Source organism: Rhizobium mulingense (assembly GCF_029194105.1).
Classification (GTDB): Bacteria; Pseudomonadota; Alphaproteobacteria; order Rhizobiales; family Rhizobiaceae; genus Rhizobium; species Rhizobium mulingense.
Genome location: NZ_JARFVE010000002.1, coordinates 887,459 through 905,174, shown reverse-complemented (window position 1 = coordinate 905,174; position 17,716 = coordinate 887,459). Strand labels below are relative to the sequence as shown.

10 protein-coding genes and 1 pseudogene are annotated in these 17,716 nt (G+C 61.6%); 3 read left to right on the top strand and 8 right to left on the bottom strand.

The features are described 5' to 3' along the window. Positions 1 to 52: 52 nt before the first annotated feature. From dnaK to PYR71_RS04565, 6 genes and pseudogenes are all read right to left on the bottom strand, one after another. Positions 53 to 1,969 (bottom strand): molecular chaperone DnaK, encoded by a 1,917-nt coding sequence (gene dnaK, locus PYR71_RS04585; protein ID WP_097581291.1) that lies wholly within the window; start codon positions 1,967 to 1,969, stop codon positions 53 to 55. A 338-nt stretch (positions 1,970 to 2,307) separates the two neighbouring features. Further along, positions 2,308 to 4,635, bottom strand: a complete 2,328-nt coding sequence (locus PYR71_RS04580) for a transglycosylase domain-containing protein (protein ID WP_275618391.1) — start codon at positions 4,633 to 4,635, stop codon at positions 2,308 to 2,310. 262 nt (positions 4,636 to 4,897) lie between these two features. Beyond that, positions 4,898 to 5,117: pseudogene (locus PYR71_RS30800) on the bottom strand (hypothetical protein). 86 nt (positions 5,118 to 5,203) lie between these two features. Next, positions 5,204 to 5,356: a hypothetical protein gene (locus PYR71_RS04575; protein ID WP_275618390.1), complete on the bottom strand. Its 153-nt coding sequence runs from the start codon at positions 5,354 to 5,356 to the stop codon at positions 5,204 to 5,206. Between the two features lie 237 nt (positions 5,357 to 5,593). Then, entirely contained in the window at positions 5,594 to 6,283 is a 690-nt protein-coding gene (locus tag PYR71_RS04570) for an SH3 domain-containing protein (RefSeq protein ID WP_275618389.1), read from the bottom strand. Between the two features lie 387 nt (positions 6,284 to 6,670). Beyond that, the gene (locus PYR71_RS04565; protein ID WP_275618388.1) at positions 6,671 to 8,059 is read right to left on the bottom strand and encodes a dipeptidase; all 1,389 of its coding nucleotides are present in this window, start codon (positions 8,057 to 8,059) and stop codon (positions 6,671 to 6,673) included. 212 nt (positions 8,060 to 8,271) lie between these two features. On the opposite strand from PYR71_RS04565, the gene PYR71_RS04560 reads away from it, so the two are divergent. Then, positions 8,272 to 10,599 (top strand): bifunctional diguanylate cyclase/phosphodiesterase, encoded by a 2,328-nt coding sequence (locus tag PYR71_RS04560; protein ID WP_275618387.1) that lies wholly within the window; start codon positions 8,272 to 8,274, stop codon positions 10,597 to 10,599. Positions 10,600 to 10,754: 155 nt separating this feature from the next. On the opposite strand, the gene PYR71_RS04555 is transcribed toward PYR71_RS04560, so the two are convergent. Then, positions 10,755 to 11,171, bottom strand: coding sequence for a MarR family winged helix-turn-helix transcriptional regulator (locus PYR71_RS04555; protein WP_004674042.1), 417 nt, complete (start codon positions 11,169 to 11,171; stop codon positions 10,755 to 10,757). 435 nt (positions 11,172 to 11,606) lie between these two features. Here PYR71_RS04555 and polA point away from each other — a divergent pair, with 435 nt between their 5' ends. Further along, on the top strand, positions 11,607 to 14,606 hold the full coding sequence (gene polA, locus PYR71_RS04550; RefSeq protein WP_275618386.1) for a DNA polymerase I: 3,000 nt from the start codon (positions 11,607 to 11,609) through the stop codon (positions 14,604 to 14,606). Between the two features lie 171 nt (positions 14,607 to 14,777). Further along, positions 14,778 to 17,174, top strand: coding sequence for a DNA translocase FtsK (locus PYR71_RS04545; RefSeq protein ID WP_275618385.1), 2,397 nt, complete (start codon positions 14,778 to 14,780; stop codon positions 17,172 to 17,174). A 36-nt stretch (positions 17,175 to 17,210) separates the two neighbouring features. Here the strand turns inward: PYR71_RS04545 and PYR71_RS04540 are convergent, their stop codons facing one another. Further along, positions 17,211 to 17,714 carry a GrpB family protein gene (locus PYR71_RS04540; RefSeq protein ID WP_275618384.1) on the bottom strand — a complete coding sequence of 168 codons (504 nt, stop codon included), beginning with the start codon at positions 17,712 to 17,714 and terminating at the stop codon, positions 17,211 to 17,213. Positions 17,715 to 17,716: the final 2 nt, after the last annotated feature.

The window sequence follows — 17,716 nt, the reverse complement described above, 5'->3', positions numbered from 1 at the left end:
GCCATGGTGAGCAGCCGGATCAAGTGTTGAAGCATTACCACGCCGCCGCGAATTACGCGGACTTCTTGCGGTCGTCGTCCTTGATTTCCTCGTAGTCGGCGTCGACGACATTGTCGCCGCCTTCCGCGGAGGCATCGGCAGCAGCGCCGCCTTCGGCCTGCTGTGCTTCATAAATCGCCTGGCCGAGCTTCATCGACACTTCCATCAGCGTCTGGGTCTTGGCCTTGATGTCGTCGGCATCCGGTTCGGATGCTTCCGATGCCGTCTTCAGCGCGGCGATCGCATCCGAAATCGCGGTGCGGTCGGTTTCCGAGACCTTGTCGCCGTAATCCTTCAGCGACTTTTCCGTCGAGTGGATCAGGCTTTCGGCCTGGTTCTTGGCTTCCACGGCCTCGCGGCGCTTCTTGTCTTCGGCCGCGTGCGACTCGGCATCCTTGACCATCTTCTCGATGTCGGCGTCGGAGAGGCCGCCGGAGGCCTGGATGCGGATCTGCTGTTCCTTGCCCGTGCCCTTGTCCTTGGCCGAAACCTGGACGATGCCGTTGGCGTCGATGTCGAAGGTCACTTCGATCTGCGGCACGCCGCGCGGCGACGGCGGCAGGCCGACAAGGTCGAACTGGCCGAGCAGCTTGTTGTCGGCAGCCATTTCGCGCTCGCCCTGCGAGACGCGGATGGTGACGGCCTGCTGGTTGTCTTCGGCGGTCGAGAAGGTCTGGCTCTTCTTCGTCGGGATCGTCGTGTTGCGCTCGATCAGGCGGGTGAAGACGCCGCCGAGCGTTTCGATGCCGAGCGACAGCGGCGTCACGTCGAGGAGCAGAACGTCCTTGACGTCTCCCTGGAGAACGCCGGCCTGGATGGCGGCGCCGAGAGCGACGACTTCATCCGGGTTGACGCCCTTGTGCGGCTCCTTGCCGAACAGCTGCTTGACGACTTCCTGCACCTTCGGCATGCGGCTCATGCCGCCGACGAGAACGACTTCGTCGATTTCGGCAGCGGTGACGCCGGCATCCTTGAGAGCGGCCTTGCACGGCGCGATCGTGCGCTGGACGAGATCGTCGACCAGGCTTTCGAGCTTGGCGCGGGTCAGCTTCAGCGTCAGGTGTTTCGGGCCGGAGGCGTCAGCGGTGATGAACGGCAGATTGATTTCGGTCTGCTGCGAGGACGACAGCTCGATCTTTGCCTTTTCCGCGGCTTCCTTGAGGCGCTGCAGGGCAAGCTTGTCGTTCTTCAGGTCAATGCCGTTGTCCTTCTTGAACTCGGCAACGAGATATTCGACGAGACGCATGTCGAAGTCTTCACCGCCGAGGAAGGTATCGCCGTTGGTGGACTTCACTTCGAAGACGCCGTCGCCGATCTCGAGGATCGAAATATCGAAGGTGCCGCCGCCAAGGTCGTAGACGGCTATCGTCTTGCCTTCTTTTTTGTCGAGGCCGTAGGCGAGAGCGGCAGCGGTCGGCTCGTTGATGATGCGCAGCACTTCAAGGCCGGCGATCTTGCCGGCATCCTTGGTTGCCTGGCGCTGCGCGTCGTTGAAATAGGCCGGAACGGTGATGACCGCCTTCTCGACCTTTTCGCCGAGATAGGATTCGGCGGTTTCCTTCATCTTCTGAAGGATCATCGCGGAAATCTGTGCGGGCGAGTAGCCCTTGCCATTGGCTTCGACCCAGGCGTCACCATTGTCGCCCTTGACGATGCTGAAAGGAACGAGATGCTTGTCCTTCTCGACGGTCGGATCTTCGTAGCGGCGGCCGATCAGGCGCTTCACTGCAAAGAGCGTGTTCGTCGGGTTGGTGACCGCCTGGCGCTTGGCCGGCTGGCCGACGAGGCGTTCGCCATCATCGGAAAAAGCCACCATGGAAGGGGTCGTGCGCGCACCTTCCGCATTCTCGATGACCTTTGCGTCCTTGCCGTCCATGACTGCGACGCAGGAATTCGTCGTTCCGAGGTCGATACCAATTACTTTTGCCATGTCATTCTCTCCTTGAAGCAAGCTGTCGGAACCCCCAGAAGGCATTTCCCTGACAGCCCCTTACGGGATGGGTCTACTTAAGATTACGCAATCGTGATTGCGGTGATGCGGCGTATATAAGGAGCGGTTTTCTGGACTGCAAGGCGGGAAATCGCCAGGAATCCAGCAAAACGAATGTGTTGTCTCCAATTTTGCCGGTCGCCGGGAAAGAGGTCCGTCCATATCAGGAAAGCGGCTGATTTCTGAGTACGTCCCGCAGAATGTACAGCGGTTTTGCGACTGGAAGAACGCGCTCCATTTTAAGGGATCAGGCTTGCGCCGGGTATACCGCAAGGTTCTCACTGGCCCATGATCAGATCGAGCAGGGTGGTGCCTCGCGGCTGCACGGAAGAGGTCGTCTGCGGCGCCCCGACATCGCCGGGCGGCACAACGTTTCCGTACCCGCCTCCGTCGCCTTCGGCAATGTCGGCAGGCGGAACCGGACCGTTTCCTGACCGCGCGGTTTGCTGCCGGACGGGCGCCTGCGGATAGCGGTTGGCATTCTCGTTACCACCGAAGACACCGGAAATGATGCCGCCGATCGTGGTGGATGGCGGCGCTTCGGCCGTGACCGGCTGCCCGCCGTCCGGTGCCGTCTGCGCCATCGGCTGGCCGCCGTTCTGATCGCCAATCAGCTGGCCGTTGCCGAAGAGCGGCGCCGGCGAAAGACCCTTGTGGGCGGCGATCATGAATTCCTTCCAGGCCTTGGCCGGCAGGCCGCCGCCGGTCACCTTCTTCATCGGCTTGCCGTCGTCATTGCCGAACCAGACGCCTGTCGTGAGGTTGCTGGTGAAGCCGACGAAGAGCGCGTCGCGTGAATTCTGCGTCGTGCCTGTCTTCCCCGCCGCCTGCCAGCCGGGGATCTTGGCGCTCTTGCCGGTGCCGTTGTCGATGACGCCCATCATCATCGCGTCCATCTCGGCGGCGATCTGCTCGGACAGCACACGCGGCGGGCTGTCATAGGTATTTTCGTAGAGAACCTTGCCGTCTGCGGTCGTCACCCGGCGGATGACGTGCGGCGTCGCCTTGTAGCCGCCGTTCATGAAGGCGGCATAGGAGGCGGTGAGCTCCATCAGCGAAACTTCCGACGTGCCGAGCGCAATCGAGGCGTTCGGCTGCAGCTCGCTTTCGATGCCGAGCCGATGGGCAAGCTTGATCACCTGGTCGGGTCCATCATACATCACCAGCTGCGCGGCAACCGTGTTCAGCGACTTGGAAAGCGCGGTGGCAAGCGTCACTTCGCCATTGTATTTCTTCTCGTAATTCTCCGGCGTCCAGTCGCCGATGCGGATCGGCGCGTCGTTGAACACCGAAAAGGGCGTCAGCCCCTTTTCCAGCGCTGCAGCATAGACGAAAGGCTTGAACGAGGATCCAGGCTGGCGTTTGGCCTTGACGGCGCGGTTGAACTGGCTCGTTGCATAGTCCCGGCCGCCGACCAGCGCCCGGATTGCGCCGGTGCCGTCGATCGAGACGAGTGCTGCCTGCGAGGCGTCGAGCTTGCCGCCTTCCTTGTCGAGCACATCGACCAGCGATTGCTCGGCCTTTTTTTCCAATGACTTGTCGATGGTCGTATCGACGATGACGTCTTCCTTGACGTAGCCGATCAGGCCCGGCAGTTCATCCATCACCATGTCGGCAACATAATGTCCGGCGCCCGACCAGTAACTCTTGGCCGAAGCCGGGGTCTGCGACATCGCGGTCTTGACCTCGGAATCGGTGATGAAACCCTGTTCGCGCATCGCCGCGAGCACGAGCTGGGCGCGTGCGTTCGCGGCTTCGGCGTCGCGGGCCGGCGAAAGCCGCGACGGCGCCTTGAGCAGGCCGGCCAGCACCGCAGCCTCGCCAAGGTTCACGTCGCGCGCCGATTTGTTGAAGTAGCGGCGTGACGCCGCTTCGACGCCATAGGCGTTCGATCCGAAGAACACACGATTGAGATACATCGCAAGGATCTGGTCCTTGGTGTATTTCTGCTCCAACCAGAGGGCGAGCAGTACCTCCTGCACCTTGCGCTCCAGCGTTCTCTCGGGAGAGAGGAAGAGGTTCTTGGCAAGCTGCTGCGTCAGCGTCGAGCCGCCCTGCACCATGTGGCCGGCCGTGAAATTGGTGACGATCGCCCGGCCGAGGCCGAGCGGATCGACGCCGAAATGCGAATAAAAACGCCGATCTTCGATGGCGATGACGGCCTCGGGAATATAGGGCGACATGTTTTCGAGCGATAGCGCCTCACCGCCGGTGGCGCCGCGATTGGCGATGACGCTGCCGTCGACGGCGGTGATCTTGACGTTCGGCGGCCGCTCGGGAATTGCCCATGTGCTGGCGCTCGGCATACGCGAACCATAATAGACCACAAGCCCGGCAACGCCGATGCCGGCCCAGATGAAAAGCACGACGCACCAATAGACCGCACGGCGCAGAAAGCCGAAAAAGCCGCCGCCTTCACGCTCGCGCGGCTCGCGCCGCCGCTGGCGGGCGGCACGCTGCGCTGGAGGTCTGGAACCGCCGCGCCGCGCCGATCTGCTGCCGACGACGCGGTCATCGGCATCGAGCGAAAATTCGTCATCGTCGCGGACCGGGCGGCCGCTGAAGGACGGTTCTATTCTGTCGCTTGATCTGCCTCTGCCTGCCATCGCCGACCGGTCGCATCCCCTGTTCGATCGCGAAGCCCACTTCGCATAACGGCGCCCCTGCAGCGCCTCGTGTCCTTCCGGACGCGCAAAGAACGCTGCAGCACTTTGACGGGCTGCGTGATTTTGCCTTCAACCGATTTCGGTTCAAGGAACGATGCAGCGGGCGACGCGATCATCCGGTTGAACTTTAATTGCGGCGATTTAACGGGGTGTTAAAGGGCGACAAACACGACGTCGCGCTGCCTCGCGTTAAATCGTTTCTTCAACATTGGCGGGCTTCGTAATCGTCCGGCGTTTCCGGATCCTGCTTATGTTCCCACTCGCCCAGATGAAAGCGGCGCCAGATCTGGCCTGAAGGGTTGAGGCTTGCTCCATCAGTCAGGCGGACAGGAAGCATGGGGTTGTATTTATGCCAGAGGGTGTCCGTGGCGGCCGCCCGAGGGCAGAACAGCCCGAACAAAGCCAAAGTGGTCTTGCGTCATCAGGGTTCCAGCCTCGAACGGATCAAGATCGATCCGCAATACCGCAATTGCTCTAAGCAAGCCGGCAAAACAAGAGCGACACGCACTCACAGCGAATGGTCGGTGACCTCGCGCGGACCAAGGCTTCCCGCCGCTACCTCGCTGCTCTTCGTCACGCCCGCTGAGGCCGGCAGATCGCGCCCTTTGCGGATCGCCTTTCGCGGCGACATGCGGGACCAGAGACACGTTGCATCGATCAAATGCGATTTCTGATTTAACGAATTATGCGCAGGGTGGAACCAATAGGCTCGACGATTGTTTATTAAGCAGCGGGACACCCCCTCACGTCCCGCCTAGATCGGCCGTCTCCCCTCAACGCGGCCGATCGACATCAGGCCCGGTGCATCCCCCCAAGGAGCGCCGGGCTTTTTCTGGCACTGCTGTCGCATTGGACCCGTCTATGCAGAGAGGGCGGCATTGCTGCCGCCCTCGATATTTCAGTTGTCGCAGGACGGATCGCCCGGGCGGCAGACAAAGGGTGAAGCCCTGGGGTCCGGCCGGTTATAGGTATCGGCCTTTCCGCCCCTGAACTGCGGCAGATCACGGAAATCCGAACTCCTGTTGTCGTCATCCCTGCGGACCTCTCTGCGGCGTTCCTCCCTGCGGGCATCGTCGCGCCGGTCGCGGTCACGATCCCGGTACTCGCGGACCTGATAATCCCGATCCCGATACTCCCGCGGCCGGTAATCCCGCTCCCGGTAGTCGCGGTCGCGGTAATAATAGTCCGGGCCGCGGCTCCAGCGGTCACGCTCGCGATAGAAATCGCGGCCACGGTAGTAGCGGTCCCAATAATTGCCGACGCTGAAGGTAACCATCGGAATGCCCAACGGACGGTAATATTGCGGACCGACATAGACACGGCGTTGCTGGTAGACGGCCTGCACATACTGGCCGGAAACCCAGCCGCGGCCGCCATAGAATTCGACGTCGCACCAATTGACATTGGAAAGACATCCACGGATTTCGACGGAAGAGCCGGCGGGGATGACTGCGACGGCGGGATAGCGCGTGCTTGGTCCCGCACGCATGTTGACATTCGCCGTCGAGTAACCCTCGGCGGCCTGTGCAATTGCCGGAGCCAGCACAAGCAGCGCGGCCGCGGCGATCTTGACGATGAGGTTTTTCACGCTTCTCACTCCTCGTTGGCGTGTTTTCAGCAGCCCTTGGCTGCGTTTCTTTGAGGCATATGCCATATGCGCAAAGATAGAGCGATCGCCGGCATTTGTTAGGGCGTCACCATTTTTCTTGTCTTTCAAAGGCTTATACTGAGATCGCGATGAACGCAGCTTGAACGGGGGATTTTGTGATGCGATATGGTGTTCTCGATAGGGAAGACGCTTGTGCAAGTGTCGTTAACCGCTCGTTAACCTTTCGAAGGCAGTCTCATTGCAATACCGCTTTCTTCTTGACCACGGATGAACTGGCACTGAGACGCGCGGATGACGAAAGGCCGGTTTGAACCGGCCTTTTTGTTGTCGCCATTGTTCGTGCTGCGTGGGACGCGCCAGTCTCTCTCAGGCGGCAAGGGCCTGAAGAATCCGCACCCAGGAGCGGATGCCCTTGTGATAGGAGACAAGCTCGTATTTTTCGTTCGGCGAATGGATGCGGTCGTCGCTGAGGCCGAAGCCGACGAGCAGTGATTCCATACCGAGCATCTTCTGGAAGTCGCCGACGATCGGGATCGAGCCGCCCATGCCGATGACGATGGCGGGTTTCGGCCATTCATCGGAAAGCGCCCTCTTTGCCTTGGTCAGCAGAGGCGAGTCATAGGAGAGATGAATCGCCGGCGAGCCGCCATGCGGATGGAATTCGACCGAGCAGTCGGCCGGAATTTTCGACCTGACATAGCTGCGGAAAGCCTCGCGAATGGCGGTCGGATCCTGGGTGCCGACGAGCCGGAACGAAACCTTTGCCGAGGCCTTGGCGGCGATCACCGTCTTGAAGCCCTCGCCGGTATATCCGCCCCAGATGCCGTTGATTTCGGCGGTCGGCCGCGCCCAGGTCAGTTCAAGCACCGAGCGGCCCTTCTCGCCGGAGGGAATGGACAGGCCGACTTCGCCGAGGAATTTTTCCGCGCTCTTGCCGAGTGTTTCCCATGACGCCTTGATGTTGTCGGGCGTCTCCTCGACGCCGTCATAGAAACCATCGAGCGTGATGCGGCCGGTGTCGTCGCGCAGGCCGGCAAGCGCCTCGACGAGAATATGAATCGGATTTGCTGCCGCGCCGCCGAACAGACCGGAATGCAGATCGCGGTCGGCGGCGGTCACGACCACCTCCTCGCCGACGAGGCCGCGCAGCGCCGCGGCGATTGCGGGCGTGTCTCGGTCCCACATGCCGGTATCGCAGACAAGCGCATAATCGGCCTTCAGCTCGGCGGCATTGGCTTCGAGGAAAGGTTTCAACGACGGCGAGCCCGATTCTTCCTCGCCCTCGAAGAGAATGGTGATGCGGCAGGGAAGCGCGCCGTTGATCTCCTTATAGGCGCGGCAGGCTTCGACGAAGGTCATCAGCTGGCCCTTGTCATCCGATGTGCCTCGGCCGGTCAGAATCTTGCGGCCTTCGCCGATATCCTTGATCGACGGCTCGAAGGGATCGTTTTCCCAAAGCTCGATCGGATCGACCGGCTGCACGTCGTAATGGCCGTAGAACAGAACATGCGGCGCATCAGCGGAGGCCCCGGCATGGTGGGCGACCACCATCGGATGGCCGGGCGTGTCACGCACCGAAGCGGAAAAGCCAATGCCCTGGAGATAGGCGACCAGCCATTCGGCGGCTTTCCGGCATTCCGCCTTGAAGGCGGGATCGGTGGAAATCGACTGGATGCGCAGAAGCTCGAACAGCTTTTCGAGACTCGAGGAAAGGTTCTGATCCGCGCGTGCAAGCACCTGTTGTACATCCGTCATTTTCGACTCCTTTTTGAAATTCGGCCGGACGATAGACCAAACCAGCAGGGCAGGCGAGGCGGAAAAAGCGAAAGTGGGCGTGGCGAAAGTGACCAGGTCTGGACCCGTGTCGGGAAGATTTGTCGGATGCTATAGAAGAACATCCTAATTCAATTTACGGTTATTTAGTACAACCGAATTAGCTTGACCAAATTCAGCTGTACGAGGGCGAGATGTTTTCGGTCATTACTTGTATTCGCGACGATCACGATTGGCGGCTGGTGCTCGCGGCGGCCGTTGTCTGCCTGATCGGCGCAATGGCAGCGATGCTGCCGCTTTCCCGCGCCCAGGAATGCGATGCCGGACGCCGCAAGCTTTGGATCGGCGCGTCGGCTTTCGCCTTCGGCACCGGCGTATGGGCAACCCATTTCATCGCGATGCTGGCCTATGACGGCGGCATGCCGATCAGCTACCAGCTGGGCCTAACGGCGCTTTCCTTCTTCTTGTCGGTGGTCGCCTCGTGGGCGGCAATCCTCGTCGCTTCGCAAGGCCGGGGCAGGTTTTCGCGCATCCAAGGCGGCGTCCTGATGGCGCTCGGCATCGCCTCGATGCACTTGACCGGCATGCAGGCGATCGAAACACAGGCGGAAATCCTCTACGATCCGTATATGACCGTAACTGCCGTGCTTGCGGGAGCGCTGCTGTCGAGCACTGCCTTCCACGCCTTCTTCCAATTGAATGGACTGAGACGGCTCCTCACCTCCTCGATCGCCTTCGTCCTCGCGATCTGCGCACTCCACTTCATTTCGATGGCCAGCATCACGCTCGTGCCGGATCCCGGCAAAGAGGTTCCGGCAACGGTGCTGGATACCAGCCTGCTGGCCGCGATCGTCGTGGTGGCGGCCACAGCTCTCATTCTGATCGCGATTGCCGTTGTTTTTGTCGAAAGCCACATGACGGACCTGCGGGGACTCGCAAATGCGTCGCAGGAAGGATTGCTGATCCTGCGCGACGGCAGAATTATCGATACCAACGAACGCTTTCAGGGCCTTTCCGGCTGGAAGCTTGCCGATCTCTCGGGCAAGGCGCCCTCCATGGTCTTAACCGCCGTCCAGGGACAGAACGGCGAGACGCTGCTCAACACCAGGAACGGCCGGGAGATCGCCGTCGAAGTCAACACGAGCAGGATCGTCTATCGTGGCCACAACTGCGACGTGCTGGCGGTGCGCGATCTTACCGAGCGCCGGCAGGCCGAGGAGATGATTGAACACCTAGCCCATCACGATGTTCTCACCGACCTTCCAAACCGGTCGATGTTCGACAAGCGCATCCGCCAGGCGCTGCAGATGGCCAAGGGAAAGAACAGCGAGGTTGCCCTTTTCTATATCGATCTCGATCGCTTCAAGACCGTCAACGATATTTTCGGCCACGCTGAGGGCGACCGCATTCTTTGCAAAGTCGCCGCAATCCTGCGTCGTGTGGCCGATGAACGCGATACGATCGCCCGTCTCGGCGGCGATGAATTTGCCATCATTCAGTCGGCCGGACAGCAACCGGCGGCCGCGCAGAAGCTCGCAGCCGCGATCCTCGACGAATTCGCCGCCGAAATGGATATGGCGCGCGACCCAACCGCCGTCGGCGTCAGCCTCGGCATCGCTCTTTATCCGACCGACGGAAGCAATGCAGACGAGATCTGCAACAGCGCTGATATCGCACTCTATCGGGTCAAGCACGATGGTCGCGGCAAGGCCTGTTTCTTCAATGCGGAAATGGACAAGGCCACGCGAGCCCGCCGCCAGATCGAAAGCGAACTGCGCCACGCCGTCACCCGCAATCAGATCCATGTCAGCTATCAGCCGGTTCTCGATGCACAGAGCGGCGAGATCAGCGGTTACGAGGCCTTGATGCGCTGGAACCGGCCGGGCCACGGCTTGAGCGAGCCGGATATCTTTATTCCGATCGCCGAGGAAAGCGGGTCGATCGTCCAGCTCGGCGAGTGGGTGCTGCAGCAGGCCTGCAAAGAGGCCGCGCGCTGGCCGGATCCACTGAGGATCGCCGTTAACGTTTCGCCGGTGCAGTTCATGCTGCCGAACCTTTGCGAGCGGATCGAGACGATCCTCAAGGAAACCGGGCTTGCGCCCGGCCGGCTGGAAATCGAGATCACCGAGGCCGCTCTCATCCGTGATCGAGACCGCGTGATGGCCACGCTGCAGCGCCTGCGCAGCCTGGGTGTTCACATCGTCATGGATGACTTCGGCACCGGTTTTTCCTCGCTTTCCAACCTGCGAACCTTCCCTTTCGACAAGATCAAGGTCGACCGCAGCTTCACCGGAATGCTGGACCATGACGCGGCGGCGCGTTCGATCGTGCGCGCGATCATCGGCCTCGGTCACAGTCTCGGCATGCCTGTCGTGACGGAGGGCGTCGAAACCGAGACACAGCGTCAGATCGTCGTCGAAGAAGGCTGTGCGCAGGTACAGGGGTTTTTGCTCGGCAGACCGGATGTCGAGCCGAGTACCAAGCTCGCTGCCCGCGAAAGCCGCCTGTCCTCGACAGCCTAATGCATGTCGCTCGGAGGTGTGCAGCGGTCCGGGACGCGACATGCATAAAAACAAAAGGCTAAAGCGCGTCGCATGAATCAAATTCGATGCGACGCGCTTTAAATGGACGATCCGTCGATACCGTGGCGGCGACCCACCCTGGCGAGTAATGCCGCTCAGAGCGCCTTGGCGTTTTCCAGCAGCCGGCGGATATATTCGAGCGTCAGTTCGCGCTCGAAAGTCCGAAAGCCCTTGAACAGCGCGAGGTCGGCCTCGCGCGCGCTTTCGATCGCCTCGGCTTCCATGGCACGCGCCTTCGGCGTCAGGAAGATCAGCTGCGCCCGCTTGTCGGATGGATGCGGCCGGCGTTCAATCAGCCCGTCGCGGACCATGCGCGACAGCGTATTGGCCATGGTCGCCTGCTCGATATCGACCCGCTCGAGCAGCTGTTTCTGGGTCAGGCCGTCTTCGCCCCAGAGCTCCAGCAGAATGGGAAACTGACCGGGGGAAAAACCGAGCCCGACCGCGCGCCGGTGCAGCGAGCGGGCAAAACCCTTCGCCAGCTGGCTGGCAAGGTAAGCTCCCGAATCCATGCGGTTAAATCCCATGATTGCAAGTTAGGCTCAAAACCATGCCGGAGACAATGCAGCAAATCACACAGGACGCTCCAAAAAATGCAGGCTCCGCCATCATTTCGCGGCTGGAAAAACAAAAGTCGCCATGACCTGGAGGTTGGCCATGGCGACTTTAAAATGGGGACAAAGGCCCGGAGAGGGGGATAAGGCCTTTGTCCAAGCCTGATGCGGCGGGGGACAAGCCGGTAATCAGACCCGCGGCACGATCAAGCGCCGGTGACATGGATTTGTAACTGCGAATGTGGTTTTTCAAGGGTCACGCCACGTTACAAATCGGTAACAGTTTGGTGAGCAGGAATCCCTTCTGCATATTTCCTTGAACCCGACCCATAATCTCTTGGCGCGCCGAACTTTATATGGACCTCGTTCCGTGCCCGCGCTATCCATGCACGCATGAAAAATGGCGATCACCTCTTCCTAGTCGATGGTTCCGGTTTCATCTTCCGGGCGTTTCATGCATTACCGCCGCTGACGCGCAAATCGGACGGCCTACCGGTCGGCGCCGTTTCCGGTTTCTGCAACATGCTGTGGAAGCTCTTGCGGGATGCGCGCAACACCGATGTCGGGGTAACACCGACCCATCTCGCCGTCATTTTCGATTATTCCGCCAAGACCTTTCGCAAGGATCTCTACGACGCTTACAAGGCGAACCGTTCGGCCCCGCCCGAAGAGCTCATCCCGCAATTCGGCCTCATCCGCGAGGCGACCCGCGCCTTCAACCTGCCCTGCATCGAGACCGAAGGCTTCGAGGCTGACGACATCATCGCCACCTATGCCCGCCAGGCCGAGGCGGCAGGCGCCGACGTCACGATCGTTTCCTCCGACAAGGATCTGATGCAGCTCGTAACGCCAAACGTCCACATGTATGACAGCATGAAGGACAAACAGATCGGCATTCCCGACGTCGTCGAGAAATGGGGCGTGCCGCCCGAAAAGATGATCGACCTGCAGGCGATGACCGGCGATTCCGTCGACAACGTTCCAGGCATTCCCGGCATCGGCCCTAAAACCGCCGCCCAGCTGCTTGAGGAATACGGCGACCTCGACACGCTGCTCGAACGCGCCACCGAGATCAAGCAGGTCAAGCGTCGCGAGACGATCCTTGCCAATATCGAAATGGCCAAGCTCTCGCGCGACCTCGTCCGCCTGCGCACCGACGTGCCGCTCGATCTCGATCTCGACGCGCTGGTGCTGGAACCGCAGAACGGCCCGAAGCTGATCGGTTTCCTCAAGACGATGGAATTCACCTCGTTGACGCGCCGCGTCGCCGAAGTCTGCGATTGCGATGCGAGCGCCATCGAACCGGCGGTCGTTCCGATCGAATGGGGCGCGGCTGCCCATGGTCCCGATCTCGATGCCGCCGAGCCGGAGCCGGTTGCCGGCGGCATCCCCGACGTTTCGGGCGAATCGGTGCCCGTGCCGTCTCGTGCAAAGGCGAAGCCCGGCGGCGAAGGCGCATTTTCACCCGCCGATCTTGCCAAGGCGCGGGCCGAGGCTTTTGCGGCGCTGCCCTTCGACCACTCGACCTATGAAACGATCCGCGATCTGGCGGCGCTCGACCGATGGATTGCCGCTGCGCGCGACACAGGGCTCATCGCTTTCGATACGGAGACCACGTCACTCGATGCGATGCAGGCCGAGCTCGTCGGCTTCGCGATGGCGATCGCCGACAACGTCGCCGATCCCTCCGGCACGAAGATCCGTGCCGCTTATGTGCCGCTCGCCCATAAGAACGGCGTCGGCGATCTGCTCGGCGGCGGCCTTGCCGAAAACCAGATCCCTATGCGCGATGCCTTGCCGCGGCTGAAGGCATTGCTGGAGGACGAATCGGTTCTCAAGGTCGCCCAGAACCTGAAATACGATTACCTCTTGATGAAGCGCTACGGCATCGAGACGAAGAGCTTCGACGATACGATGCTGATCTCCTACGTGCTCGACGCCGGCACCGGCGCCCATGGCATGGATCCGCTCTCGGAAAAATTCCTCGGCCATACGCCGATCCCCTACAAGGACGTGGCCGGCAGCGGCAGGGCGAACGTGACCTTCGATCTGGTCGATATCGACCGCGCCACCCATTATGCCGCCGAAGACGCCGACGTGACGCTGCGCCTCTGGCTGGTGCTGAAGCCGCGGCTGGCGGCAGCCGGGTTGACCAGCGTTTATGAACGGCTGGAGCGGCCGCTATTGCCGGTGCTGGCCCGTATGGAAGCGCGCGGCATCACCGTCGACCGGCAGATCCTGTCGCGCCTGTCGGGCGAGCTGGCCCAGGGTGCGGCGCGGCTGGAAGACGAGATCTACACGCTGGCCGGCGAGCGCTTCAATATCGGCTCGCCGAAGCAGCTCGGCGATATCCTGTTCGGCAAGATGGGTCTTGCCGGCGGCAGCAAGACGAAGACCGGGCAATGGTCGACCTCCGCCTCGGTACTCGAGGATCTCGCCGCCGCCGGTTTCGAGCTGCCGCGCAAGATCGTCGACTGGCGCCAGCTCACCAAGCTGAAATCGACCTACACCGATGCGCTTCCCGGCTATGTGCATCCGGAAACAAAGCGGGTCCACACCTCCTACTCGCTGGCCTCGACGACGACCGGGCGGCTATCCTCCTCCGAGCCGAACCTGCAGAACATTCCGGTGCGCACCGCCGAAGGCCGCAAGATCCGCACCGCCTTCATCTCGACACCGGGCCACAAGCTGATTTCCGCCGATTATAGCCAGATCGAATTGCGCGTGCTTGCCCATGTGGCCGAGATCCCGCAGCTGACCAAGGCCTTCGAGGATGGCGTCGATATCCATGCGATGACGGCGTCGGAAATGTTCGGCGTGCCGGTCGAAGGCATGCCGGGCGAGGTGCGCCGCCGCGCCAAGGCGATCAATTTCGGCATCATCTACGGCATCTCGGCCTTCGGGCTCGCCAATCAGCTTTCGATCGAGCGGTCGGAAGCCGGCGACTATATCAAGAAATATTTCGAACGTTTCCCCGGCATCCGCGACTATATGGAAAGCCGCAAGGCTATGGCGCGCGACAAGGGTTATGTCGAGACGATCTTCGGCCGGCGAATCAACTATCCCGAAATCCGTTCTTCCAATCCGTCGGTGCGCGCCTTCAACGAACGCGCCGCGATCAACGCGCCGATCCAGGGTTCGGCCGCCGACGTCATCCGCCGGGCGATGATCAAGATGGAGCCGGCGCTTGTTGAAGCCGGTCTTGCCGAGCGTGTCCGCATGCTCTTGCAGGTGCACGACGAACTCATCTTCGAAGTCGAGGATGAGGATGTCGAAAAGGCAATGCCGATCATCGTCTCGGTCATGGAAAACGCCACCATGCCGGCGCTCGAAATGCGCGTGCCGCTGCGCGTCGATGCCCGCGCCGCCACCAATTGGGACGAGGCGCATTGAGCGCCTCCCCAAAACGGAAAAAGATTTTTACGTTTCACGCAACTCATTGAAATAGCGACGGTTTGCCTCTGGAAGCTGTATCGGAACGATCCAGCTGGAAGGAACTTATTAACCTTCCTTTTCTATCCCGGTAGGGTCGTAATTTGTTAGGCATGAGTGAGTAGCGGACGCATGCGTTTTCCCAGAACCAATTTGACGGATGCCGCAGATTTTTCCAGCGGGCTTGAAACCGAGCTTGTGGAGGAAAATCCCGGTGAAAAGCCGGCGGCGCCGATCTGGCAGAGCAACTTCTCGCTCGCGCCGAATGTTCGCTTCACGCGCACCCCGGAAACGCTGATCAGCCGGCGCCGTCCGCCGAACGAGCCCGTTCGCGACGAAACGCGACTCGAGCAGCAAGCGATCCGGATAGAACCGGTCGCCGTCGATGTGCCTTTCGACATCTATCTGCCGGAGCCGAGCGAGCTTGCCGCAGCACCGGCTCCGATGATCGAGATGCCGCAGCCGTCGGCCTCCGGCCGGGCAGAGGCGCCGGCCTTGCGCGCTGCTTCCGAACTGGCTTCGATTTCCGATTTCGCCTTCTGGGAAGTCATGGCCTTCGAAGAAGGCGAGCCGATCCGCAAACCCTCGATCGTTGTTCCGAAGATCGAGACCACGCCCGAATCGATCACCGCCCTATTCCGCGTCATGGAATGGCGTCCGGGCGCGCCGAAACCGGCTTCCGCCGCATCGCGCCCGATCCAGCCGCCGGCCGCAACGCCCGCATCGGCAGCTCTGCGGCCGCCGACCGCGATATCCCTGGAAAAGCCGCTTCGTGCTCCGGAGCCGATTGTGCTGGCGACGAGAGGCGTGCCCCAGGTATCCCAGATCGCGCCAATGCCGCAGGCGATACCGTTGCCCCCGGCGACACCGTTGCCCCAGGCGGCACCGTTGCCCCAGGCGACACCGTTGCCCCAGGCGGCGCCGGCGCCTCGGCCCACGCCGCCGGTGGCCGCCGTCCTGCCGTCGCCGCGCCTTGTGGCCAGACCGGAAAAGGTCGATGCGTCAGGCTATGAATTCCCGCCGCGCGCCCTGTTGCAGGAGCCACCGGAACGGCTTGGCGAGATCATGTCGCAGGAGACGCTGGAACAGAATGCCGGTCTTCTGGAAAGCGTGCTGGAAGATTTTGGCATTAAGGGCGAGATCATTCATGTCCGCCCCGGCCCCGTCGTCACCCTCTATGAATTCGAGCCGGCGCCCGGCGTGAAGTCATCGCGCGTCATCGGCCTCGCCGACGATATCGCCCGCTCGATGTCGGCGCTTTCGGCCCGCGTCGCCGTCGTTCCCGGCCGCAACGTCATCGGCATCGAACTGCCGAATGTCACCCGTGAAACAGTCTATTTCCGCGAGATGATCGAGAGCCAGGATTTCGACAAGAGCGGCTATAAGCTGGCGCTCGGCCTCGGCAAGACCATCGGTGGCGAGCCGGTGATCGCCGAGCTTGCGAAGATGCCGCATCTGCTTGTCGCCGGCACCACCGGCTCGGGTAAGTCGGTCGCCATCAACACGATGATCCTGTCGCTGCTCTACCGCATGACGCCGGAACAGTGCCGGCTGATCATGGTCGACCCGAAGATGCTCGAGCTCTCGGTCTATGACGGCATCCCGCACCTGCTGACTCCCGTCGTCACCGACCCGAAGAAGGCGGTCATGGCGCTGAAATGGGCGGTGCGCGAGATGGAGGAGCGTTATCGCAAGATGTCGCGCCTCGGCGTGCGCAACATCGACGGCTATAATGGCCGCGTCTCCCAGGCGCGCGAAAAGGGCGAGACCATCCATATCATGGTCCAGACCGGCTTCGACAGGGGAACCGGTGCGCCGGTCGAGGAGCAGCAGGAGCTGGATCTCGCGCCGATGCCGTATATCGTCGTCATCGTCGACGAAATGGCCGACCTGATGATGGTCGCCGGCAAGGAGATCGAAGGCGCGATCCAGCGTCTGGCGCAGATGGCGCGTGCGGCCGGCATCCATCTGATCATGGCGACGCAGCGCCCGTCGGTCGACGTCATCACCGGCACGATCAAGGCGAATTTCCCGACCCGCATTTCCTTCCAGGTCACCTCGAAGATCGACAGCCGCACCATCCTCGGCGAGCAGGGCGCCGAACAGCTGCTCGGCCAGGGCGACATGCTGCATATGCAGGGCGGCGGACGGATTTCCCGCGTCCACGGTCCCTTCGTCTCCGATGCCGAAGTGGAGAAAGTCGTTGCGCATCTGAAGACGCAGGGTCGCCCCGAATATCTCGACACCGTGACCGCCGACGAGGAGGAAGAGCCGGAAGAGGAAGAGACCGGCGCCGTGTTCGACAAGAGCGCCATGGCCTCCGAGGACGGCAACGAGCTTTACGAGCAGGCGGTCAAGGTCGTCATGCGCGACAAGAAGTGCTCGACCTCCTACATCCAGCGCCGCCTCGGCATCGGCTATAACCGCGCCGCCTCATTGGTCGAACGCATGGAAAAGGAAGGCCTCGTCGGCCCCGCCAATCACGTCGGCAAGCGCGAGATCGTATCGGGACGGGGCGACGGGGATTGATAGATACCGAGACTGGAGCGCTTGCGCACTCCGATCTCACGTCATCAAGCTTGCCAATCGCAGCGTTTCGCCGACGAACGCGGTCTTGCCGCCGGTATAGAGACCCCGGTCGCCGTCTGCCTCCACGGCCAGCCGGCGTTTCAGCTCGGCATAGGCTGTGGCCCTGTCGGGGTGATCCCGGAGATAGTCGCGAAACACGAGCCGCTCGCGATGGGCGCGCTTATTGGGGCCGCAGAGATAGAGCTTGAATCCGTAGCCATCGTGGTCTCGAGTGAAGGCCCAGCGTTTCTTTCCCCGATCGCCGTGGAAGACGAAATCGGCAGCGCGCAGCATGTCGACCGCCGTCGGCAGAATTCCATCTGAGATCGTGACGACATCGAGGTCAATTTTCGGCTTGGCCGCCAGGCCAGGCACCGAAGTGCTGCCGATATGGTCGATTGAAAACACCACGTCACCGAGCAGGACGGAGATCTCGGCGCTGATTTCGGCAAAGCGCCGCGGCCAAGAGGGATCGTAGTCGACGACTTTGATGGCGCGCATCC